The organism is Kluyvera sp. EC_51 (assembly GCF_019584505.1).
In the GTDB taxonomy this organism is placed as follows: Bacteria; Pseudomonadota; Gammaproteobacteria; order Enterobacterales; family Enterobacteriaceae; genus Kluyvera; species Kluyvera sichuanensis.
This window is the reverse complement of the sequence record NZ_VDAG01000022.1, coordinates 24332-45989: the sequence shown is the minus strand read 5'-3', so window position 1 is coordinate 45989 and position 21658 is coordinate 24332. Positions and strand designations below refer to the sequence as shown.

At 55.8% G+C, this 21658-nt stretch carries 21 protein-coding genes; 14 read left to right on the top strand and 7 right to left on the bottom strand.

The genetic code is table 11. The annotated features are described in order from the left end of the window. Positions 1 to 135: 135 nt before the first annotated feature. On the bottom strand, positions 136 to 1131 hold the full coding sequence (gene proX / locus FHC49_RS06075; RefSeq protein ID WP_220439241.1) for a glycine betaine/L-proline ABC transporter substrate-binding protein ProX: 996 nt from the start codon (positions 1129 to 1131) through the stop codon (positions 136 to 138). 410 nt (positions 1132 to 1541) lie between these two features. Here proX and FHC49_RS06070 point away from each other — a divergent pair, with 410 nt between their 5' ends. From FHC49_RS06070 to FHC49_RS06025, 10 genes are all read left to right on the top strand, one after another. Then, positions 1542 to 1850, top strand: coding sequence for a hypothetical protein (locus tag FHC49_RS06070; RefSeq protein ID WP_220439240.1), 309 nt, complete (start codon positions 1542 to 1544; stop codon positions 1848 to 1850). A gap of 629 nt (positions 1851 to 2479) precedes the next feature. Then, a complete protein-coding gene (locus tag FHC49_RS06065; RefSeq protein ID WP_255581177.1) occupies positions 2480 to 3052 on the top strand; it encodes a fimbrial protein in 573 nt (190 codons plus the stop codon). 53 nt (positions 3053 to 3105) lie between these two features. After that, positions 3106 to 3651, top strand: a complete 546-nt coding sequence (locus tag FHC49_RS06060) for a fimbrial protein (RefSeq protein WP_220439237.1) — start codon at positions 3106 to 3108, stop codon at positions 3649 to 3651. Between the two features lie 41 nt (positions 3652 to 3692). Next, positions 3693 to 4409, top strand: coding sequence for a fimbria/pilus periplasmic chaperone (locus tag FHC49_RS06055; protein WP_220439235.1), 717 nt, complete (start codon positions 3693 to 3695; stop codon positions 4407 to 4409). Between the two features lie 24 nt (positions 4410 to 4433). Further along, positions 4434 to 7064, top strand: coding sequence for a fimbrial biogenesis usher protein (locus tag FHC49_RS06050; protein WP_220439233.1), 2631 nt, complete (start codon positions 4434 to 4436; stop codon positions 7062 to 7064). Positions 7065 to 7080: 16 nt separating this feature from the next. Then, positions 7081 to 8094, top strand: a complete 1014-nt coding sequence (locus FHC49_RS06045; protein WP_220439231.1) for a fimbrial protein — start codon at positions 7081 to 7083, stop codon at positions 8092 to 8094. Between the two features lie 9 nt (positions 8095 to 8103). Continuing rightward, positions 8104 to 8646, top strand: a complete 543-nt coding sequence (locus FHC49_RS06040) for a fimbrial protein (RefSeq protein ID WP_220439229.1) — start codon at positions 8104 to 8106, stop codon at positions 8644 to 8646. Beyond that, positions 8646 to 9155, top strand: coding sequence for a fimbrial protein (locus tag FHC49_RS06035; RefSeq protein WP_220439227.1), 510 nt, complete (start codon positions 8646 to 8648; stop codon positions 9153 to 9155). Before FHC49_RS06040 ends, FHC49_RS06035 begins: the two co-directional genes overlap by 1 nt. Positions 9156 to 9169: 14 nt before the next feature. Then, entirely contained in the window at positions 9170 to 9841 is a 672-nt protein-coding gene (locus tag FHC49_RS06030; RefSeq protein ID WP_220439225.1) for a molecular chaperone, read from the top strand. A gap of 4 nt (positions 9842 to 9845) precedes the next feature. Then, the gene (locus FHC49_RS06025; RefSeq protein WP_220439217.1) at positions 9846 to 11534 is read left to right on the top strand and encodes a PglL family O-oligosaccharyltransferase; all 1689 of its coding nucleotides are present in this window, start codon (positions 9846 to 9848) and stop codon (positions 11532 to 11534) included. A gap of 2 nt (positions 11535 to 11536) precedes the next feature. Here the strand turns inward: FHC49_RS06025 and FHC49_RS06020 are convergent, their stop codons facing one another. Then, positions 11537 to 12223 (bottom strand): helix-turn-helix domain-containing protein, encoded by a 687-nt coding sequence (locus FHC49_RS06020; protein WP_220439212.1) that lies wholly within the window; start codon positions 12221 to 12223, stop codon positions 11537 to 11539. A gap of 242 nt (positions 12224 to 12465) precedes the next feature. On the opposite strand from FHC49_RS06020, the gene FHC49_RS06015 reads away from it, so the two are divergent. The 3 genes from FHC49_RS06015 to FHC49_RS06005 all read left to right on the top strand — a co-directional run bounded on the left by FHC49_RS06015 (position 12466) and on the right by FHC49_RS06005 (position 15363). Next, complete coding sequence (locus tag FHC49_RS06015) at positions 12466 to 13065, top strand: hypothetical protein (RefSeq protein ID WP_220439210.1); 600 nt, start codon at positions 12466 to 12468, stop codon at positions 13063 to 13065. A gap of 97 nt (positions 13066 to 13162) precedes the next feature. Next, positions 13163 to 14089: a LysR family transcriptional regulator gene (locus FHC49_RS06010; RefSeq protein WP_220439208.1), complete on the top strand. Its 927-nt coding sequence runs from the start codon at positions 13163 to 13165 to the stop codon at positions 14087 to 14089. Between the two features lie 116 nt (positions 14090 to 14205). Then, positions 14206 to 15363, top strand: a complete 1158-nt coding sequence (locus tag FHC49_RS06005; RefSeq protein WP_220439201.1) for an NADH-dependent flavin oxidoreductase — start codon at positions 14206 to 14208, stop codon at positions 15361 to 15363. An 11-nt stretch (positions 15364 to 15374) separates the two neighbouring features. Here the strand turns inward: FHC49_RS06005 and FHC49_RS06000 are convergent, their stop codons facing one another. Beyond that, positions 15375 to 16331: an AraC family transcriptional regulator gene (locus FHC49_RS06000; RefSeq protein ID WP_220439200.1), complete on the bottom strand. Its 957-nt coding sequence runs from the start codon at positions 16329 to 16331 to the stop codon at positions 15375 to 15377. A gap of 115 nt (positions 16332 to 16446) precedes the next feature. Between FHC49_RS06000 and FHC49_RS05995 the strand changes: the two genes are divergently transcribed. Further along, positions 16447 to 17643 (top strand): MFS transporter, encoded by a 1197-nt coding sequence (locus FHC49_RS05995; RefSeq protein ID WP_220439199.1) that lies wholly within the window; start codon positions 16447 to 16449, stop codon positions 17641 to 17643. A 707-nt stretch (positions 17644 to 18350) separates the two neighbouring features. Here FHC49_RS05995 and FHC49_RS05990 read toward each other — a convergent pair. The 4 genes from FHC49_RS05990 to FHC49_RS05975 form a co-directional block, all read right to left on the bottom strand. After that, positions 18351 to 18671 (bottom strand): AzlD domain-containing protein, encoded by a 321-nt coding sequence (locus FHC49_RS05990; RefSeq protein ID WP_220439198.1) that lies wholly within the window; start codon positions 18669 to 18671, stop codon positions 18351 to 18353. Next, the gene (locus FHC49_RS05985) at positions 18661 to 19413 is read right to left on the bottom strand and encodes an AzlC family ABC transporter permease (RefSeq protein ID WP_185667724.1); all 753 of its coding nucleotides are present in this window, start codon (positions 19411 to 19413) and stop codon (positions 18661 to 18663) included. Before FHC49_RS05985 ends, FHC49_RS05990 begins: the two co-directional genes overlap by 11 nt. Positions 19414 to 19584: 171 nt before the next feature. Next, positions 19585 to 20595 carry a type I glyceraldehyde-3-phosphate dehydrogenase gene (gene gap, locus FHC49_RS05980; RefSeq protein ID WP_185667725.1) on the bottom strand — a complete coding sequence of 337 codons (1011 nt, stop codon included), beginning with the start codon at positions 20593 to 20595 and terminating at the stop codon, positions 19585 to 19587. Positions 20596 to 20673: 78 nt separating this feature from the next. Next, the gene (locus FHC49_RS05975; RefSeq protein WP_220439197.1) at positions 20674 to 21654 is read right to left on the bottom strand and encodes a GlxA family transcriptional regulator; all 981 of its coding nucleotides are present in this window, start codon (positions 21652 to 21654) and stop codon (positions 20674 to 20676) included. Between the last annotated feature and the right edge of the window lie 4 nt (positions 21655 to 21658).

The following is a 21658-nucleotide window of genomic DNA, read 5'->3' as shown; positions in this document are numbered from 1 at the left end:
GGTATAACGCTTGCTTACTATGACCGGAAAAGCCGTAGTATTATCCGGATAGACTAGGAAAGTGTTACCTATGTTCCCGGTCTGAAGTGTTACCTATGTATCCGGTCGTACAGAATGCGACCCCGGGACTGCGTCTTACTTCGCCGCCAGCGCCTCTTTTATCCAGCCATCAAACGTCTGCTGGTGAGCCTTAATCCACCCGTCGACGTGGCTCTGAATATCCTCCGGCGTTGATTTCCCGGTATGCATCAGCTGGTTCTGGGCGTTCACGTCCGCCAGCGGCAGTTTCGCCACCGCAAACAGCTTCGCCGCCGCCGGGTTCTTCGCCGCCCATTCTTTATTGGCAACGATGTACTCGTTGTTTACCGCAAAGCCGTAATTCTTGCCGTTCGGCAATTCGGTATTCAAATCCTTAAGCGTGCCCGGATTCGCCGAGAACGGCACGGTCAGCCACACCACATCTTTGCCGGGTTTGAGCTCGTCGCTTACCCAGTAAGGCGTCCAGGTCCAGTAGAGCACCGGTTTGCCAGCCTTATAGCGGGAGAGGGTGTCGGCAATAATCGCCGAATAGTTGCCCTGATTTTGCGTCACCGTCTTATCAAGGCCGTAGGCTTTAATCTGGGTATCAATCACCGAGCCGCACACCCAGCCGGGGTTACAGCCCGCTAAATCCGCTTTGCCGTCACCGTTGGCATCAAATAGCTGCGCGAGCTTAGGGTCTTTCAGCTGTGAAATATCGGTAATATGGTATTTATCGGCGGTTTTTTTATCGATCAAATAGCCTTGCGCTGCGCCACTAATATAGGTGCCCTGACGGTAGAACTTTTTATCACCACCGCTGGCGTGGTACATATCCTGCTGCAGCGGCATCCAGTTCACCGCCATATAGGTGGCATCCCCGGCGGCAATGGAGGTGTAAGCGACGTTGTACTCCACCTCTTCGATAGGCGCGACGGTATAGCCGAGCTGCGTCAGCGCACGGTTGATTACCTCGGTTTGAAACGTCTCTTCCGGTAGGGGGCTTTGCACCGGGTGCACGGTCACGCCCTTACCGGGCAGGTCGGCGGCAAATAGGGTAGATGAGGTAAAAAATACTGCCAGCGTAAGGACGCTTTTTGTTGTAGTTTGCATAATCATGACCTTATTATTTTCGCGTGTTAAGCCAGAAATGACAGGTTATTCCCGCTTGGATAAAAGGTGGAAATAAAGGCAGGCGAGACGGTTATATTCTCCATAAAATTAACATTAATAACTTTACCCTAACATATTGGTCCGGGCTGGCAATGCGTAATATCCGCAGAACGGCCGTTTTGTTGCCTTTTTGGGCTAAGGTTAATCTTAAAAATAATCTGATGACGATCGCGGATTCGGCTGAAATAAGCGGTGAATACGACGAATGAGGGATGCCTGAAAAACGTCACTGACGATAGAGTCAGCAAACTAACCTTTTCCGCTGGTACGCTGGCGAATCGGGCCGTAGAAGGAGGTATGGCGAGGCGTTCGCGATACCGATCATTGCTCACAGGATGTGAGGTCTGAAGATGAAAACCATTCATGTAGTCTATCTGGCGCTTGCCGCCTTAACGTTCTCCTCCCCGCTTTTGGCGCAAACGGGTACTTCCTCAGGAAAAATTCACTTTATCGGTAAGATTGTTGAAGGTGGATGTCATGCTGTTCCCCAGGCACAAATCATGCAGGTGAGCTGCTATCGCGATGGAAAAAGTCAGCTTTATCAGGTCACCATTCCAGCCGCGGGAAATGCACCGATTATGCAGACCTATGGTACGGTGAGTCAGAGAACGTTATCAGCTCACCCAGAACTGCGGGAAGTAACCATTAGCTATTTTTAAGTGATATCTCATCATCGCCTTTTCTCCCATCCGAAGCAGAGGCGCGCTACGCATCTCTGATGGTCATCTTTTTGTCCATCAGAGATAGTACCTGACTAAATTAGTAAGCCACCGTCAAGTAAAAATATCTTTTGCGATGAAGAACCTGCTGACATTTTTATAAATGAAAAGTGCATGTTTATTTACGCTTATTTAGTCATGATTTGGTGTGTTCTCCACTATAAATTAATAAATATTATCTACCGCTGGAATGCTATTTAACCCTCCTGGTGAAATACTCCTTATGTGGTATTAATACACAAAATTAACATAGTACAGTGGTGTTAATATCCATTTTAAACAATCGGTTATATCAATGCTTTCAAGTGAAGCATTCATTCTTCGAAAAGTAACTGTCCACTATCGGATAAAAACGACGTTGTAAAACAATATTGGCATTGTGGATAATCTGCGCCATCAGGTTCGGACGATCTGACGACAAAATATTATTTATAGCGGTTGCTGCGAGAAAAATTGCCCAGTTCAATAATTACTTTGCAGACTATTTAATTTATTAAATGGGAACGTTCCCCTATTTTGTCTTAAACATCAGGGAAATATTATTTTTTGACAACTTAAAGGCAATGAAAATGAAAAATTTAGCGGTTAAAGGACTGACACTGGCATTAATGATGGTGGGTGGTTCGGCAATGGCGATGGGGGGCTCCAGCGATGCAACCGGCCCAAATACCGTATCCGGTGGTTCCGTTCACTTTACCGGCTCGGTGGTAAACGCGGCCTGTGCCGTTGCACAAGACTCCGTCAATAAAACCGTTGATATGGGTCAGGTACGTCTGGCGGCATTTGGTGATACCCCGGCGGCGGGCACAGCGGCAAACCAGAAAACCCCGTTTAGCATCACGCTGACCGACTGCGACACCCAGGTGTCTACCGAGGCAACCGTGACCTTTAACGGTGCTGCGGCGAAAGACAACGCTGGTGTACTGGACAACATGGCCGGTGCGGGTGGCGCTCAGGGTGTTGGCGTGCAGATTTATGACACCGACGGCACCGCGCTGGATCTGGGTAAAGCGTCCAAAGCCGCCACCCTTATTGATGGCGATAACGTCATGAGCTTCTCTGCAGACTACATCACCACTTCCAGCACGTTGACTGCCGGTAACGTCGACGCAACGGCGACCTTCAACGTTACCTACCAGTAACGTTTCAGGGATGGTTAACGCCACGGACGGCAATTTTGTGAAGAGGAGACGGGATGAAGCTATCGCAATTGGGTCTGACGCTGTTGCTGAACGGCCTGATGCCGCTGGCCTGGGCCGGTAATCACCACGTGGTCACCGTTCCCGGTGGCGACGTGCACTTCACGGGCGCAGTGGTGGAAGCGGCCTGCGCGGTAGATACCAATAGCGATGCGCAGACGGTTGATATGGGGCAGGTACGCTCCAGCTTGTTTGGCGGCACCGGCACCTGGGGCAGCCCGCAGCCGTTCACCATCGTGCTAAAGGACTGTGACATCGCCATCAGCCAGCAGGTTGGCGTGGCGTTTAACGGCGTCACCGACGAGAAGGATCCTACGGTGCTGGCGGTGACCAGTGGGGCGGGCAGTGCGGCCCACGTGGGCATCGGCATCTTTGATAGCAGCGGCAATGTGATTGTCCCCAATACGGCGCCGCAGCTTTTTACCACGCTGAAAGATGACACCAATGTACTGAACTTTGTCGCCAAATATCGGGCAACTGCAGAGAACGTTTCGCCAGGCGAAGCGGATGCACAAACCTGGTTCACGCTGACCTACATGTAACGAATCCGCTGCGGCGGGCGCATTTTATTAAAAGGTAACTCATGTCTATTTTTTCCCGAACCAGCCTATGGGCGACGGCGCTGACGTTAGCTAGCCTGCCGTTATTCTCGCCGCTTGCTCAGGCGGCTGACTATGGCGGTATTGCGCTTGGTGCTACGCGGGTTATCTATCCTCAGGGTAGCGAGCAGATTTCGTTATCGGTTAATAATACCGATAGCCAGGGCGTGTTTTTAATTCAGTCATGGGTGGAAAACGCTGACAGTAAAAAGAGCAGTGATTTTGTGGTAACGCCGCCGCTGTTTGTGATTAAGCCGAAAAAAGAAAATACCCTGCGGGTGATGTATATCGGCCAGGATGCGTCGTTGCCTAAAGACCGTGAAAGTCTTTACTGGATGAACGTGAAAGCCATTCCGGCAGCCAGTAAAGAGGCACAAAATAAAAATACGCTGCAAATTGCCGTTCTCAACCGCATCAAACTGTTTGTACGCCCGAAAGGGCTGACGATACCGTCCGCCAGCGCGCCCGCGCAGCTGCGTTTTCATCAGGCTGGCTCGCAGTTGACGATTAAAAACCCGACGCCGTACTACGTGACCCTGGTGGAGCTTACTGAAGGCGCCGCCGAGCTTCCGGCCACGATGGTTCCACCATTAGGCCAGAGTCGCCTCGCCGTGCCGTCAACCGCACACGGTGAGATCACTTTCCAGACGGTGAATGATTACGGCGCGAATACGCCGAAACAACATGCGGTTATGGAATAACCCGCGGGACAGGTCGGCGAAATAATGACACTTCGTAACTGCTATGCCGCTCAGGCAATCGCACGGGCTTTGCGTTGTCCAAAGTACGGCTTCACCGTTATTTTGCCGGCAGCGCTCAGCGCTATTCCGTATATGGCCTGCGCGGATAACTATTTTAACCCGGCGTTTCTTTCCGGTGATAATTCAGCGGTAGCGGACCTGTCGCGTTTTGAAAATAGCAATGGACAGGCTCCGGGGAAATATCGGGTTGATATTTATCTCAACCAGCAGTTTATTTCCAGCGAAGATGTCGATTTTAAAGCGGATAAGAAAAGTCAGGATGATACCGGGCTATCGCCGTGCTTTACCCTGACGCGTCTTGAAGCGATGGGGCTTAACCCGAACGCCTTCCCAGCGCTCAAAGCGCTGCCTGCTGACCAGTGCGTCCCGTTTGACGCCATTCCTGACGGCAGCACCCGTTTTGATTTTGAACACCAGAAGCTCGATATCAGCATTCCGCAGGCCGGGATGAAGCAGAGCGCGCGTGGCTATATTCCACCGGAGCAGTGGGATCAGGGGATTAATGCCATGACCCTGAACTATGACTTTTCCGGGAGCAACAGCGGCGGCACCAGTAGCCAGGACAGCTATTACCTGAACTTACAAAGCGGTCTGAACCTCGGGGCCTGGCGTCTGCGTGACTACTCTACCTGGAACTACAGCCATGGTGAAGGCAGCACGCAGGACGAATGGCAGCACATCAGCACCTACGTCGAACGGACGATCGTCCCGTTAAAGTCGGAGTTAACGTTAGGTGAAAGCTACACGCCGTCGGATGTATTTGATTCGCTGGGTTTTCGCGGCGCGCAAATCGCCTCCGATGACAATATGCTGCCCGACAGCCTCAAAGGCTTTGCGCCGACCGTGCGTGGTATCGCCCGCAGCAATGCCAAAGTCACCATCAAACAGAACGGCTACGTCATCTACCAGACCTACGTGTCGCCGGGGGCGTTTGCTATTAAGGATCTCTATCCCACTTCATCAAGCGGCGATTTGCAGGTGACGGTGCAGGAGACGGACGGCAGCGAAAATAGCTACACGGTACCCTATTCAGCGGTGCCGCTGCTCCAGCGTGAAGGGCGACTCAAGTACGCGCTGACCGCCGGGAAATACCGCAGCGGCAACGATCAGCAGGACGAAGTAGATTTTGCGCAGGGGACGCTTATCTGGGGGTTGCCGAGGGGATTTACCGCCTACGGCGGCAGTCAGGCATCGGCGGATTATCGGGCGTTTGCGCTGGGTATTGGGCTCAATATGGGCGACCTTGGGGCGGTATCCACCGATATCACCCAGGCTAACAGTACGCTGGTGGACGGCAGCCAACACGAAGGGCAGTCCGTGCGTTTTCTGTACGCTAAAGCGCTGAACTCGCTCGGCACCAACTTCCAGTTGCTGGGCTATCGCTATTCGACGCAGGGTTTTTACACCCTTGATGAAACTACCTATCAGCATATGGACGGCTATACCGGTGAAGACGGTTTTCAGGATGATGACCACGACGGTAAGCAGGATAAGCCGCAGTGGACCGATTTCTACAACCTCTACTACACCAAAAAAGGCAAAGTGCAGATCAACGTTTCGCAGTCTGTAGGTGACAACGGTTCGCTGTTTATCACCGGCTCCGAGCAGAGCTATTGGCATACCGATGAAACCGACAAACTTATCCAGATTGGCTATAACGGCAACTGGAACACTATCTCCTTCGGCCTGACGTGGAACTACGACCGTTCGCCGGGAGAGCGCGAGGCTGACCAGGTTTATGCCTTTAACGTCTCGCTGCCGATTGGCGAATGGCTCGCCGGGCGCGGTAACGCCGACGTCTACCATGCGGCGAACACGCTTAACGCCTCGTACAACATGAGTACCGACCGCCACGGCAAAACCTCGCAGACTGCCGGGGTCAACGGCACGCTGCTTGCTGAGAACAACCTGAACTACAACGTGCAGGAGAGCTACGGCAACCATGGCACCGGCGACAGCGGCAACGCCAGCCTCAGCTATCAGGGTACCTATGGCAACCTGAAGGCCGGTTACAACTACAGCGACGGCTATCACCAACGCAACTACGGCATGAGCGGCGGCGTTGTGGTTCACCGCAACGGCGTCACCCTGAGCCAACCGCTGGGCGACACCAATATTCTGGTGAAAGCGCCAGGGGCGGCGGGCGTGGCGCTGGAGAACACCACCGGGGTTAAAACCGACTGGCGTGGTTACGCGGTAGTGCCGTATGCCACCACCTATCGTCAGAACCGCGTGGCGCTGGACACCAACTCAATGGGGCAAAACGTCGATATTGACGATGCGGTGGTCAACGTGGTGCCCACGCAAGGGGCGATGGTGCGCGCGGAGTTTAACGCCCATATCGGCGCCCGCGTGCTGATGACCCTCAACCATCTGAATAAACCGGTGCCGTTTGGTTCTACGGTGACGGTCAACGACAGCCAGCAGAGCAGCCTGGTCGGCGATGACGGACAGGTCTATCTCTCCGGCCTGCCGCCGTCCGGCACGCTGGTGGTGCAGTGGGGGGAAGGGGACGACAAACGTTGCTCGGTGGCCTATCAGCTCTCGGCCGACCAAATGACGACATTTAACCGGGTTGCGGAAACCTGCCATTAACGCTGCGGAAATGATCATGAAAACACTGATAAACGTGCTGTTGAGCCTGCTGCTACTGAGCGCAGCCAGCACGGCGTTTGCCGACTCGTCGGACACCTGCTCTAACGCCACCGGGTCGACACAAAATGAGAACTTTGATGTCACGACCTCGCTGACGGCGGATACCAACGTGGCTGGGAAAACCACGCAGGTCGTGCGCTCCGGCGATATTCATATGAATGCGAAATGCCCGAAGGTGGCCTCTAACAGGAATAACTACACCTATCGCTCCTATGTTTCAAATTACCCGGTGGTGGAAACCTCAGGTAGTTGGCAATACCTGAAGCTCAACGATTACCTTGAAGGTGCGCTGCGGGTGACCGATGCGGTCGCCGGGGATATTTACGCCCCGGCCAACTTTGCCAAAATGGGTTCGGACGGCTGTGTATCTAACGGCTGCAACTTCCCGGTGTCGGACTCCAACATCACGCTGCAGATAAAAATCGCCAAGCCCTTTGTCGGCAACGTGACGATCCCGCAGACGCAGCTGTTCAACGTCTATATCAACCGCAGCAGCGGCGGGTCGTTCGGCACGCCGGTTTATACCATCTCGTTTAGCGGCTCGATCACCGTGCCGCAGAGCTGCGAAGTGAACGGCAACCAGGTGATTACCATCGACTTCGGCACGCTCTCCTCGGGTAACTTCAAAACCAAAGGACAAAAGCCTTCGGGCTTCACCCCGGTGAGCCGACAGGTGCCGGTGAAGTGCTCGGGTGGCGTGAGCGAAATGGCGAGCCTGAGCTTCCGATTCCAGGGGCAGGCTGACGTGAATGAGCCGACGGCGATCGCTACCGACAACAGCGATATCGCGGTGCAGTTCACCGATATTCTTGGCAACGTGATCGTGCCCAACACCGGTACCATCCCATTCCAGCTTCAGGACTACGTTGCGACGGTGCCGTTTACCGTTGCTCCGATTAGCGCCACCGGTAAGAAGCCGCAGCAGGGAGTGTTCCATGCGCAGGCCTATATCGTGGTCGATTTTAACTAAGGAGCGGCAATGAATAACGGCAAACGGCGATACTGGCTGGCGGTCATCGGATGGGCGCTGAGCGCGGCAACGGTTCAGGCGGCGAATAACGGCGTCGAAATCGACATGAGCGGCACGGTGGTGGCCTCCACCTGCGATGTGGAAACCGCTGACACCTTACAGACCATCTTTATTGGCAACTTTAGCAGCAACACCTTTCACACGGCGGGCGACGTATCGTCAACCGCCGATCTGGTTATCCGCCTGAAAAACTGTAGCAGCGGTATTTCCGGGGCGACGGTGATGTTCAGCGGCACGCCGGACGGTGACAACGGCAAGCTGCTGGCGCTTTCGGATACTGCCGGGAAAGGCAATATGGCCTCCGGCGTCGGCGTGGAGATCCTCGATGCCAATAAGAAAACGGTGGCGATTAACACCGCCAGCGACAGCCAGTCGCTGCAGGAAGGGGATAACAACGCGCTGACGTTTTTCCTGCGCTATCAGGCGACGAAAATTCCGGTCACCGCCGGAAACGCCTCGTCAGTCATGTATTTCGATCTGAGCTACCAGTAATGAAAATAATCTTCACGCTGCTGCTTCTGGCTGTCGCCAGCGCGCAGGCGCACGACGGCACCGTCTACGTCAGCGGCTCCATTCAGGACAACACCTGCATCGTGGCACCGTCTTCTCAGGCGCAGACCGTGCCGCTGGGCGACATCGCCGCAAAGCAGTTCGCCACTAAAGGCAGCGGCTCGTCGCCGGTGGCTTTTATTATCGATCTGCAACAGTGCGGTGCCGCGGCAACCGGCGTTGATTTCACCTTTAGCGGGGCGGCTGACTCGGCGGATAAAACGCTGCTGGCGCTCGACAGCGGTAGCGATGCAGCGCAGGGGATTGCGATTGAACTGCAAGGCGCCGATCACGCCCGACTGCCGCTGAATCAGGCTTCATCTCGCTACGTGATTGTCCCGACCCGTGCCGATAACGTCTTTATCTTCTACGCCCGCTATATGGCCACGGCGAGCAGCGTGAGCAGCGGCACGGCAAACGCCACCGCGACCTTTACGCTGACCTGGCAATAGTGGGGGAGTGCACTATGAAATATGGCCTGTTTACCCTGCTGGCCTACGGCGTTTCCGCCCACGCGGGTGTTACCGTAGACGGTACCCGTTTTATCTTTGATGCCGACAAGCCGAGCATCACCTTCACGGTGAACAACACCGCTCAGCAACGCTATCTGGTGCTGTCAAAGGTGCTGGATGCCAAGGGGCAGAGCGGCAATCAGGTGCCGTTTATCACCACACCGCCGTTGTTTCCGCTGCTGCCAGGGCATAACAACATTGTACGCATTATGCGTACGGGCGGTGACCTGCCGGATGACCGTGAAAGCCTGTTCTGGCTGAGCGTGGCCAGCATTCCTGAAACCCAGAGCAAGCCGTCCGCAAACGCCTTACAGATAGCGATTCGTAGCCGGATGAAACTGTTTTATCGGCCTATGGGCCTGAAGGGGCGCGAAGAAGAGGCCTATCGCCAACTGGTGTGGAAAGTGCAGGGCAGCAAGACCCAGGTCAGCAACCCAACGCCTTATTACGTCACGCTGTTTAACCTGCGTGTTAACGGCAAGGCGGTGGAGAACGCTGGCATGGTGGCACCATTTGCCACCGAGTCGAGAAGCGCCTGCCCGACCAGCGGTCGCTGCGTGCTGCAATGGCAAACCATTAATGACTATGGGCGCGTGATGCCCGCACAGACGCAGATGCTAAGGTAGGCCAATGGCTGTCCAAAACAGGGAAGTGATGATGCGAAAGGCCTGGTTACTGGTCGCCATGCTGGCGTTGATTTATCTGCTGGTGATGCATCTGGTGATCGCCAATATGGGCGGCAGCGGCAGTGAACTCCCCACCTCGCTGTGGGTCTGGTTTTGCATGCTGCTTTTATTGGGCTGCGGCTGGCCCTGTTTTGTCCGCACCGCTATCTCCGTGGCTCCCCGTACCCGGCGCATTGTTGTGGGGGCGCTGCTGATGAGTCTGCCGCTGGCGTGGAGCCCCGAGCCGGGCTGGCGTCTTGATGCGCTGCCGCGTTTTGCCGGACTGTGGGCGGGCGTGCTGCTGCTACTGTTGTTGACGCATGTGAGATTCAGCGCACGCCAGCGGCAGACGCTGCTGTATTTGTTGGTGATAGCCGGGCTGATTCAGGCGGTATACAGCCTGCTGGGACTGCATCTGCCTACCGTCCTCCCCGGGTTTGAACAACAGGTGCTTGCCGCCTCGCCGGGAAATATCAGCGTGTTTCAGCAGCGCAACGTTGCCGGGTCATTTCTGGCCTGCGGCGGCGCGGTGGGATTGTTCAGTCTCGGTTCACCGTTTTTCCGCAGCCGGTCTCCGCGAAGGGAAGCTGCGCGAATCGCTGCCATCTGCGTGACGGTGATGGTGCTGTATTGGGCGCTAACGGAGATTCCCTCACGTATCGGATGGCTAAGCGCGGTTTGTGTCTACGTTGGGATGGTATATCTGCACTGGCAGACCTCCCCGACCTGGCGGCGCGGGCTTCTACTGGGTGCTCCGGCGGTGGGCGTTGCTATTGGCGCGAGCCTGATGCCGCTCTCGTTTAGCGAGGCACTGGCGCAGCATGACGGTTCGACCCTTCAGCGGCTGATGATTTTACGCGAAACCCTACGCATGATTGCGCTGCATCCGTTCTTAGGATGGGGCTACGGCAGCTACGTCTGGCACTTCAGCCATTTTATAGCCGATCGTGCGACGCCGATTGCCAATGGTTGCAGCATTATTCCCCACCCACACAATGAACTGCTCTACTGGTGGGTTGAAGGTGGCCTGACGGCGCTGATGGGGCTGGTGCTGCTTGTGTGGGCAGGCATCGAGATTTTTTTTCGCACGACAAACCGCCAGACGCTATCGCTGCTGTTCTGCCTGCTACCGCTGTTGCTGCATACCCAAGTGGAATACCCGTTTTATCAGTCGGCAACGCACTGGCTGACGTTTATTGTGTTGCTCAGCCTCTCCGCTGGAGAGGGCCCACCCGTACGCAGGTTTAACGGCCACTGGTTACCGTACTTTTCAACGTTGCTCATGATTGTCGTTTGTGCCGCTGCCTTTATGCTATTAGCGACCCTACGCCAGCAGTCCGTATTAACGCATTTTGAGCAGACGCCTGAAAAATATTATCGCCAGGTATTGGCGCTACGCGAAAGCGGACTGGAGACGGCACGTTTCAGAAAAGACCGTGCGCTAGCGCTAATTGTGGAATATCAGCAAGCCGGAAATCGACAGGCGTTATTACTGTATATATCACAGGCAACCCGCTGGCTTAATTTATGGGTTGATGCCGATATGTATGATAATGTGATTAATGTCTATTATTTTATGAATAACGCGGATGCCGGCAACGCGTTTAAATCGGAAGCGAAAAGGATATTTACTGATGATAATCGTTTTCAATAATATCAGAAAGCGACCGGTAACTTATCCATAGCAATCAATACACCGGATTTCATTTCGATATACTTCCCTTTTTTCAATTCTGCAAGCACGTCCATAATTCGGCTGCGTGATATTCTGGTCCGACGCTGAATAAAAGAGGAAACTTTAATTTGCAGTCGAATGTCTTCCGGGTAGAGCCAGAGCTCCATCAGCAGTGAGCGAATTTTACTATAGGCATCGTTGCCGACCATTTCGCTGTCGCGCGCGCTCATGACCATGACGCGCTGGGCGAGAATACGGGAGATATCATGCCATAAATGAAACTCATCGCACTTCTCAACGAACAGGTCCAGCGGCACAATCCAGCCGGTGCAGTCGGTTTCCGCGCGGATATAGTGCTGCGGACGTGCCTTAACATCATAATAAAGGCTATAGCCGTCAATAAGGCCCACGACGGTTGGAGCGAAAACGGTGGCCATATGCAGATCGACCTGGGCGTGGCTTACGGAAAAGCAGCCGGTGGTCACCAGTAAAATAAACGCCGATTCCCGATCGTTACTCAGTAACATTTTTGTTGAGGCGTTTAGCGTAAATGCGGTACCAAAAGGAGCCAGCACGTTGTGTAAATCCGTTATTGCCTTCAGCGGTTTAGTTTGCTGACTAAACTCAAAAGCGTGTAGCGGTCGGGACGAATCGTCTGATTGCGACATGTCTTATTTCTCAATGGGTGTTATGAAAAGAAGTATAGCATGCCGAAATCGGATGATATAGCTGATGTTAATGATTGTTCTTGATTTATTTTTGCGAATGAGACTAATCCTTTTCTGTTGTCCGAAATAGTATTTCTAGCTGGTGTCAGGCATGTCCAATTATGGACATTACGCTGTGTTGTAATAATATTTCAGAGTGGTTAGCATTTTACGATAGCTGCTATTGCCGTGGAGTGAGGTAAATGGAGGTTGTTAGTTACAGCGACAATATTTTTCTTAATTCAGGCGTTGCGTCGATATTGAAATTCACCGCTATGAGCACACGACAATATAATTTAAATAATGAGATTCTCGACTATATCATTGTCCTGAACGATCTGGATATTCGTCAGACTATCGATGCGCTTGGCGCAGAAGGGGCCAGGTTTCAGCGAAAAAACGTGATGGTACTGACCGAGTCCGTCTCACCATTAATCGTTGGTTATTTATTGCGCAAATGTCGCGGCCTGGTGGCGTATAGTATTAAAAATAACCACTGCGACGTACTGATAGATGTGCAAAGTGTCGAATCCTGCGAAGAAACTGAACAGGCGCACTGCTTTTCGCTGTCGGATAACGAACTGTTTATTCTGCTGTCGCTCAGTATGGGCATGAAGCCAGAACTATTAACGAAGATTACCGGGCGCTCTGAAAAACGTGTTAGCGCCATTAAGCGCGATGCGATGAGCAAGTTAAATATCAAGAACAGCACTATTTTTTATGATGTTATCAGGGCGCTGTTTGTGCCTGTCAGGCAAAGGATGGTAGATCCCCTGCGCGAATTGTCGTACGCCAAAGACTGACGCACAGCAGGGTGTTATTTCCTCGCTATTCAGCCCGTTTCCTGCCCGCTATACTCAGCTTATTTGGGGAATAATTTTCCCGCATTGAGGGGGTAACGTGGAACTGAATCGCATTGGCGATATTGCTGCCTTTATCGCGGCGGTTGACGCCGGAAGCTACACCCGCGCGACGACGACCGTCGGTTTATCGCGCTCGGCGATTGGTAAAAGTATCACCCGGCTTGAGGCCCAGCTAGGCGTTCGTCTGCTGAACCGCACCACGCGTCAGCTCAGCCTGACCGAAGAAGGCTGCATCATGTATGAGCGCTGTAAGCGCATTCTGGAAGACCTTGAGGCGGTGGATGATGCCATGGCGCAGCGGCGGGGAAAACCGACCGGCACGCTACGCCTGACCGCGCCGCTCTCGCTGGGCCAGCGCCATATTCTGCCGGTTATCGACCGTTTTTTACGCGCCTCCCCTGAACTGCGCGCCGACGTGGTGTTTACCGACCGCTTTGTCGATCTGATTGACGAAGGGTTTGATATTGCTATTCGCATTGGCGAACCCCGAGGCGATTCGCGTATTCTGACCCGCACCATTGGCACCCAGCATATGGTCACCTGCGCGTCACCGGCGTACCTAGCAGCGCGCGGTACACCGACGACGCCACAGGCGTTGCGCCAGCACGATACCATTTTCTTTCGCAGCGCCGAGCGGCGTAGGAGCTGGCGCTATGCCACACCGGAGGGCGAATTTGTCTATGAAGGGCCGGGGCGTATTGATATCGATAGTTCGGAGGCGATGCTGTCGTCGGCGATTTCCGGCTTTGGCGTGATCCAATTACCGGACTATCTGGCCGCCGACGCGATCGCCAAAGGAACGCTGGTGGCTATCCTCACCGAATTTAAGATCCCGCCTGATCCGGTGCGGATTATCTACCCCAGCAAACGCTATCTCTCGCCGCGCATTCGCGGATTTGTCGACCTGATTGCCGAAGAGTGGCAAACGCTCGGCGTACCCTGGGAACGTGCTGGCCGCCTGTAGCCCTTTGACTGTGCCTGGTGCGCCCCTGGTATGGGACGCACATTCCCCAATGTTTGTTTTAGTATGCGAATCATCGATGACCATCCCGGTCCTGTTATTTTCATTCTGGAGCAGACATGAAGGATTACCGTTTTCTAACACCCCTGACCTTGCCTAATGGCGTCGTACTAAAAAACCGCGTGGTGTTACCGCCAATGACCGAGCAGATGTCTTTTGAAGACGGCTCGGTGACGGCGGAAGAAATTCACTATATGCAGCAGCGTGCCGGTGGCGTGGGGCTGTTTATTACCCCAGTGGCCTATATCAACAAAGAGGGGAAAGGGTTCGAAGGCCAATTAGGCGTTGAGGACGACGGAAAAATTCCCGGGCTGGCAAAACTGGCGCAGGCGATTAAAGCACGTGGAGCGAAAGCTATTCTGCAGATGTTTAGCGCTGGACGAATGACCAACCAGTGGATCACCCGTGGACGCCAGCCGGTGAGCGCCAGCGCCGTTGCCGCGCCGCGTAACGGGGCAGAAGTCCCGCGTGAACTGACCGCTGACGAGGTGGTGGGCCTGATTAACGATTTTGCTGAGGCTACCCGCCGCGCCATCGAAGCCGGGTTTGACGGTATTGAGCTGCACGGTGCCAATACCTACTTACTGCAACAGTTTGTCTCGCCGCACTCCAACCGTCGTACCGACCAATGGGGCGGCACGCTGGATAAACGCCTCGCGCTGCCGCTGGCGGTGGTTGAGGCGGTGATGAAAGTGAAACAGCAGCACGCGAGCGCCGACTTTATCGTGGGCTACCGTCTGTCGCCGGAAGAGATTGAAGAGCCGGGCATTACCCTCGATGACACCAAATATTTTGTCGGCAAATTACAGGATACGGCGCTCGACTATATTCACGTCTCGATGGGCTCCGTCTGGCGCCCTTCACTGCGCGATAAGCACAATACCGCGCCGATTATCACTCAGCTTAACGCGGTCAGCCCACGTAAGCCGATTATTGCCGTGGGTAATATCCGCACCCCGGCGCAGGCGGAAGAGGTGATGCAAAGCGGCATTGACCTGGTGGCGCTGGGCCATCAGCTGATCATTGAACCGAACTGGGTGGAAAAGGTGAAAGCGGGCGATGAAGAGGCGATCCGCTATCAGCTGCATGCCGCCGATCTGGCGCTGCTCGGTATTGCGCCGCCGTTCCTCGAATTTATTCGTGATATGCCGGGCTTCGATATTCAGGGGCTGAACGATGAGGCGCAGCGTCAGATTGATAACGTGACCTACCTGTAAACCTGCGCGGGTCACATCACTTCGGCGGCGGGCACGGCATCGCGCAGCGCCCCCGGCGAGTGGCCCACCACGCGCTTGAACGCTCGGCTAAAGGCGGCAACGGAACCGTATCCCAGACGCAGGGCAACGGTTTCAATAGCCTGCTGCTCCTGGCCAATATACTGGATAGCCAACCGCATCCGCAGCTCGCCGAGGTATTTTGCCGGCGTCGTGCCGGTCGCCGAGAGAAAGCGTTCGGCAAACACCGAGCGTGACGTACCTGCCTCTTTGGCGAGGTCCGCCACGCTCCAGTTCACTCCGGGCTGCTGGTGCATAGCGTAAATGGCCCGGCTCAGGCGCGGGTCGCGCAGTACCTGGATCCAGCCGGTGGCTTTACCACAGCCGCTCTCCACCCAGCCGCGCACGATCAGCGCCGCCACCACATCAGCGAGGCGGGCGAGAATACCGGCAAAGCCAACCTGTCGGCCCAGTGATTCCCGCTCCATCGCCGCCAGCAGCGCCTGGATTTCCGGACGATCGGACATCAGGCTGCTGACCATCATCACCTCTGGCATCGCTTTTACCAGCGGCTGCATGCCGCCCAGTTCGAAATTCATACACCCGGTAAAGATGACCACGTTTTCGGCGTCCGGACAGGACGGACAGTGGATGTCATGCACCTGGCTGCAGATAGGTTCGCTGGGGAAATCGGTAATCGGCGTCACGTTGGCCGACTCATCGGACAGCAGGGCATGCCCCTCTCCGTTGGGGATAAACACCGCATCGCCGCTCTTCAGGGTAAAGCGCGCGCCGCTTTGCATGCGCAATAGGGCCGGCCCGCGGCTGACAAAATGGAACTGCGCCTTGCCGGGTACATCGCCGAAGGAGACGCCAAACGGCGCACTGGCTTCGAAACGGCGATAGTTCACGCCGGAGAGACGCATGCCGCGCAGCAGTTCGCTAATCATATCAGGGGCATTCAAGGTCATTTTCGCAACTCCGGACGAATTATCAATAAATGAAGATTATCCATCATAGATCGTCCCGACGGAACTTTCTATCCTTTGCGACAGCCATCACATTTTTATAACAGGAGATTCACCGATGAATGCATCCGTCGCAGAGCGCGGGGCCATCGCCCCCGCAAAACCCGCCTGGCGCGCCGTGTGGGCGCTAGGTCTGGGGGTGTTTGGGCTGATTACCGCCGAGTTTCTGCCCGCCAGTCTGCTGACCCCGATGGCGGCAAGCCTGGGCGTGACTGAAGGCGTAGCCGGGCAGACCGTGACCGCCACCGCGCTTGTCGCGCTGGTGACCGGGCTGCTGATTACTTCCGCCACCAAAAGCCTCGACCGCCGCTGGGTGCTGATGTTCTTTACCCTGATGCAGATTGTCTCCAGCCTGCTGGTTGCCTTTGCACCGTCGTTACAGGTGCTGCTGCTGGGGCGCCTGCTGCTCGGCGTGGCCATTGGCGGATTCTGGGCCATGTCAACCGCCACCACCATGCGGCTAGTGCCCGCCAGCGATGTGCCAAAAGCGCTGTCGATTATCTTTGCCGGGGTGTCGATTGCTACTGTCGTTGCGGCCCCGCTGGGCAGCTATCTCGGTAGCCTGATTGGCTGGCGTAATGTGTTTATTCTCTGCGTGGTACCGGGCGTGCTGGCGCTGCTCTGGCAGTTGTGGGTGCTACCGTCAATGCGCCCGGAGAACGGCGGCAGTCTGCGGACACTGCTGCACGTGCTGCGCCGCCCCGGCATGATTGGCGGGCTGTTGGCGACCATCTTTATCTTCAGCGGTCACTTCGCCTTCTTCACCTACCTGCGTCCGTTCCTTGAAACGGTAGGCCGTGCCAGCGTGGAGACCATCTCGCTGATTCTGTTGGGCTTTGGCCTCGCTAACTTTATCGGCACGTCGATTGCCGGGCACCTGCTGGCACGCAACCTGCGCCTAACGCTGGCGCTGGTGCCGTTCGCCATGGGCGTACTGGCGCTGCTGATGGTGGCCTTTGGGCATCTGGCGCTGCTCGATGGTCTGCTGGTGACGCTGTGGGGGTTTGCCTTTGGGCTGGTGCCGGTGGGCTGGTCAACCTGGCTTGCTACAACCGTGCCGGACGAGGCGGAAAGCGCGGGTGGACTGATGGTGGCGTCCATCCAGTTGGCCATTAGCGCAGGTGCGGCGGGCGGTGGTCTGGTGTTCGATCTCAATGGTGCCAGCGGTGTGTTTACCGTTAGCGGTGTGCTGCTGGTGGCGGCGATGGTGATGGTGTTTGCTGGGGTGCGGGTTAAGCCGGTGACGACGGAGTAGGAGGGCGGTAACCTTAATCTGAATGACATGTCGGTTTGGTGAAAGGTTCCGTTCACTTTACGTTGGGTAGAATATGAGGACTTTTCACCGGTGAACGTGTTAAGGGGGATAACCGCATCCCCCTTAACAATCCCTGCGGCCCCGCAGGGAAATCGGTGCTTCGCACTGCGCTCGCCTACGAACTCCAGCCTGCGGCACGGCGAAACTCGACGTCCTGTCTCGGTTCGCCTCAGTCCGCCATCCATGGCGTCCTGACCTTGTCTTCCATTCTCCGGCTCGCCGATTTCCAGCGGGGACTCATCGGTTTCAGTGACTTTGGTTTTTGCTGTTAGCTAAAAGACCGCACGGTTTTGGGTGGCGTCTAAATCGCCGAAGCGTTCCCTGGAGGCCGGGGCAGCCCACAGTGATGTGGGCTGAGGGCGCGGTTTTACAGGGACGTTGCCTCGCGCCCGACCCGAAGCCGAAAGGGATAAGCTGAGGGAACCACGAAGTGGCGATTTTGCCGCCAGAGCCCGGGGGTGCAGGGGGCGGCGGCGATTGGCCGCCCCTTGCGCGCTCTCTGCGCCAGAGCAATTTATATGGCTGGCACTGGAAGAGAGCGCGATAGATTGATAAACCTGAATATATCGCCCCTTATCTGATCACTGTCACCACTAATTTGTGTATAAGAGACAATTTGGGGAGAGGGCTAGGGTGAGGGGGTGAAATCAAGCCAACAAATAGCTTAACCCCATAAACGCCGCCATCCCCGCAATCACCGTAGCAAACAGGCTGCGACTGAGCGTCCCAACCAGCGTCGCCGCGACGGCGGCCAGCAGCGAAATGCTCAACCCACCGCTGGTTAACGCCGGTTTACCTACCAGCTCCGCGGCAATAATCGCCGACATAATCGCCGCCGGGATAAAACTCAGCCACTGTTGCAGCGCAGGCGGCATACGAAAACGTGATAGCAGCAGCACCGGCACCACACGCATCAACGCGGTGACCAGCGCCGAGGCGATAATCGCTAGCAGAATATTACGCTCCATCCTGACGCTCCTTCTTGCCAGACAGACGCAGGCCAATCGTTGCCAGCGTGGCGGCGACGGAGGCGGCGACAATCACCACAATACTGGTATCGGCATGCCCGGACATCGCAAGGGTAATAACCGCTGCGACGGCGATGCTGAACGACTCCAGCCATTTACGACGGCTGGCAAACCACAGCATCAGCACCAGGCCGATAAACATCGATACCAGGCTAAAGCTCAGCCCTTCCATTAGCGCCTGTGGCAGGGCCGAGGCCAGCCCTGCGCCAATGATGCAGGCGAGGATCCAGTTCAGCCAGGCGGCCACGTTCAGGCCAAACATCCAGGCAAACGACACTTTGTTTTGCGCACCGCCGCGCTGCACCGCGACGCCAAAGGTTTCATCGGTCAGCAGCAGGCCGCTGACGATTTTTTGCAGCGTGGTGTGCTCACGGAAATAGACGCTCATCGCCGAACTCATCAGCAGATAGCGCAGGTTTACCAGCAGCACGCTCAGCACTACCGACGCGACTTCGGCGCCTGCCGCCCATAGCGAGTAGAAGAGAAACTGCGCCGACCCGGCGTACAGCAGGCTCGCCAGCAGCGCGGTTTGCAGGGTCGTAAAGCCGGAGAGCGTGCCGATGGCCCCGGCCGCAAAACCGATGCTCCAGTAACCGGGAATGGTGGGGAAGCAGGCGGCGACCCCCGCGCGAAATTGTGCCCTGGCCTCATGGCGTGACGAGGCGGCGGTGTGAATTAACATCCATCTGTCCTGTGGTTTGCGTTACGGTCTGCGATGTGCGCGGTAGCGCCATCTTTTATAGGTATAAGATAATTGTCTGTATCAGAACGAACAGCATATTACAGGTTCGATGGCGGGGGATAAAAAAATCCACGCTGGGCGTGGATTTTAGTGGGTAGCGAACGTCGAGGATTACGCTTCGCGTTTGGCCATCAGCAGCGCCAGGTCGACCAGGCGGTTGGAGAAGCCCCATTCGTTGTCGTACCACGCCAGGATTTTGACCATGTTACCGCCAATCACCAGCGTGGAGAGACCGTCGATAATTGAGGAACGCGGGTCGCCCTGGTAGTCACTCGATACTAGCGGTTCATCGCTGTAGCCCAGAATGCCTTTCAGTGGGCCGCTCGCGGCCGCTTCACGAAACGCGTTGTTCACCTCTTCGACGGTCACATCACGTTCGAGGGTCACGGTCAGGTCGACGATGGAGACCACCGGAACCGGCACGCGCAGGGAATAGCCCGTCAGACGGCCATCCAGTTCGGGGATCACTTTACCCAGCGCTTTTGCCGCGCCGCTGGAGTAAGGCACTATCGACAGCGCGGCGGCGCGGGCCCCGCGCAAATCTTTCTCCGGTTGGTCGTGCAGCGCCTGGCTGTTGGTGTAGGCGTGGGTGGTGTTCATCAAACCATGCTTGATACCGAAGTGTTGATGCAGTACCTGCGCGGCGGGGGCCAGCCCGTTGGTGGTGCAGCTGCCGTTGCTGACCACGTAGTGTTTATCCGGGGAGTAGAGACCGTCGTTCACGCCCATCACAATGGTTAAATCGTCGTTCTTACCGGGCGCGGAGATAATCACCCGTTTTGCGCCACCGCTGTGGATATGCACTGCCGCTTTGTCACGCTCGGTGAAGAAGCCGGTGGCTTCAATCACGATATCGACTTCAGCCTGTCGCCACGGAATGTTCGCCGGGTCGCGTTCGCTGTAGACGGTGATAGGTTTACCTGCCACCACCAGTTGACCTTCGCTGGCGCTGACCTCGGCGGCAAGGGTGCCGAGCAGGGAGTCATATTTCAGCAGATGCGCCAGCGTTTTGCTGTCCGTCAGATCGTTAATTGCCACAATCTGGATATCCGGGTTGCCCAGCGCAGCGCGCAGAACGTTACGTCCGATACGGCCAAAACCGTTAATACCGACCTTTACCATGATCCACTCCTTATCTGTTGTCTCTGGCGTTACTGTAGGCCGGTCGCCATTTGGCGTAAACGACAAAAAAGGATCACTTTACGCCATTTTGCGGCAGTGGAAGCGTTGGCGATACTCACCGGGCGTGAGGTGCAGCTGTTTTTCAAACAGACGGCGTAGGTTGATGCTGCTGCTAAAGCCGGTCTGCTGCGCCACTCTCTCCAGCGTGTCGTTGGTCTGCTCCAGACGCTGTCGGGCGGCGGCCAGACGCGCTTCAGCGACGTAGCGTGCCGGGGAGGCACCGGTCTCGCGGGTAAAGACGCGGGTAAAATTACGTGGACTCATCGCAACCTTTTCCGCCAGCGTTTCGACGCTGAGGTCGGCGGTCAGGTTGTCGAGCAGCCAGGCGAGCAGGTCGTTGATGGGCCCCACGCTGCTGGTGCGCTGAAGATTGTAGCGGCTGAACTGCAGCTGGCTGCCGGGGCGGTGCAGATACATTACAAAATCCTGGGCGATGTCGCGCGCCAGGCTAAAGCCGTAATCTTCTTCTACCAGCGCCAACGTCAGATCGAAGCCGGAGCTGACGCCGCCGGAAGTCCACATATGTTCATCCTGAATATAGAGCGGCCCGCCTTCGACGCGTACCTGCGGGTATTCCATCTGAAGCGTTTCCAGCAGCTTCCAGTGGGTGGTGGCGCGTTTGCCGTTGAGCAGTCCGCTTTGTGCCAGCAGCATCGCACCGCCGCATATTGAGGCAATACGGCGGGCGTGCGGGGCGGCAAGACGCAGCCAGTCCACCACCGCAATGCCTTCCTGTGCGTTCTGGCCTCTGCCGGTGATGATGATGGTATCGAGAGGTTCGCGAGGGTCTATCTCATGTAGACGATGATCCGCAAGCAGGTTGAGGCCGGACTGGCCGTGGATCACCTGATGCGGCTGAGTGGTTGCCAACTGAACCTGGTAGCAAGGGGAGGAGGCACCCTCAGGATGCAGGCGGTTGGCCTGCATCAGGATGTCGGCAATACCAGCGGACTCAAACAGCATGCCGCCATCGGGGACGATAATCAGTATTTTCTTCATGTCC

Coding starts and splice junctions, on each gene's coding strand:
- proX (WP_220439241.1), bottom strand. CDS start 1,131: ATGCAAACTACAACAAAAAGCGTCCTTACGCTGGCAGTATTTTTTACC.
- FHC49_RS06070 (WP_220439240.1), top strand. CDS start 1,542: ATGAAAACCATTCATGTAGTCTATCTGGCGCTTGCCGCCTTAACGTTC.
- FHC49_RS06065 (WP_255581177.1), top strand. CDS start 2,480: ATGAAAAATTTAGCGGTTAAAGGACTGACACTGGCATTAATGATGGTG.
- FHC49_RS06060 (WP_220439237.1), top strand. CDS start 3,106: ATGAAGCTATCGCAATTGGGTCTGACGCTGTTGCTGAACGGCCTGATG.
- FHC49_RS06055 (WP_220439235.1), top strand. CDS start 3,693: ATGTCTATTTTTTCCCGAACCAGCCTATGGGCGACGGCGCTGACGTTA.
- FHC49_RS06050 (WP_220439233.1), top strand. CDS start 4,434: ATGACACTTCGTAACTGCTATGCCGCTCAGGCAATCGCACGGGCTTTG.
- FHC49_RS06045 (WP_220439231.1), top strand. CDS start 7,081: ATGAAAACACTGATAAACGTGCTGTTGAGCCTGCTGCTACTGAGCGCA.
- FHC49_RS06040 (WP_220439229.1), top strand. CDS start 8,104: ATGAATAACGGCAAACGGCGATACTGGCTGGCGGTCATCGGATGGGCG.
- FHC49_RS06035 (WP_220439227.1), top strand. CDS start 8,646: ATGAAAATAATCTTCACGCTGCTGCTTCTGGCTGTCGCCAGCGCGCAG.
- FHC49_RS06030 (WP_220439225.1), top strand. CDS start 9,170: ATGAAATATGGCCTGTTTACCCTGCTGGCCTACGGCGTTTCCGCCCAC.
- FHC49_RS06025 (WP_220439217.1), top strand. CDS start 9,846: ATGGCTGTCCAAAACAGGGAAGTGATGATGCGAAAGGCCTGGTTACTG.
- FHC49_RS06020 (WP_220439212.1), bottom strand. CDS start 12,223: ATGTCGCAATCAGACGATTCGTCCCGACCGCTACACGCTTTTGAGTTT.
- FHC49_RS06015 (WP_220439210.1), top strand. CDS start 12,466: ATGGAGGTTGTTAGTTACAGCGACAATATTTTTCTTAATTCAGGCGTT.
- FHC49_RS06005 (WP_220439201.1), top strand. CDS start 14,206: ATGAAGGATTACCGTTTTCTAACACCCCTGACCTTGCCTAATGGCGTC.
- FHC49_RS06000 (WP_220439200.1), bottom strand. CDS start 16,331: ATGACCTTGAATGCCCCTGATATGATTAGCGAACTGCTGCGCGGCATG.
- FHC49_RS05995 (WP_220439199.1), top strand. CDS start 16,447: ATGAATGCATCCGTCGCAGAGCGCGGGGCCATCGCCCCCGCAAAACCC.
- FHC49_RS05990 (WP_220439198.1), bottom strand. CDS start 18,671: ATGGAGCGTAATATTCTGCTAGCGATTATCGCCTCGGCGCTGGTCACC.
- FHC49_RS05985 (WP_185667724.1), bottom strand. CDS start 19,413: ATGTTAATTCACACCGCCGCCTCGTCACGCCATGAGGCCAGGGCACAA.
- gap (WP_185667725.1), bottom strand. CDS start 20,595: ATGGTAAAGGTCGGTATTAACGGTTTTGGCCGTATCGGACGTAACGTT.
- FHC49_RS05975 (WP_220439197.1), bottom strand. CDS start 21,654: ATGAAGAAAATACTGATTATCGTCCCCGATGGCGGCATGCTGTTTGAG.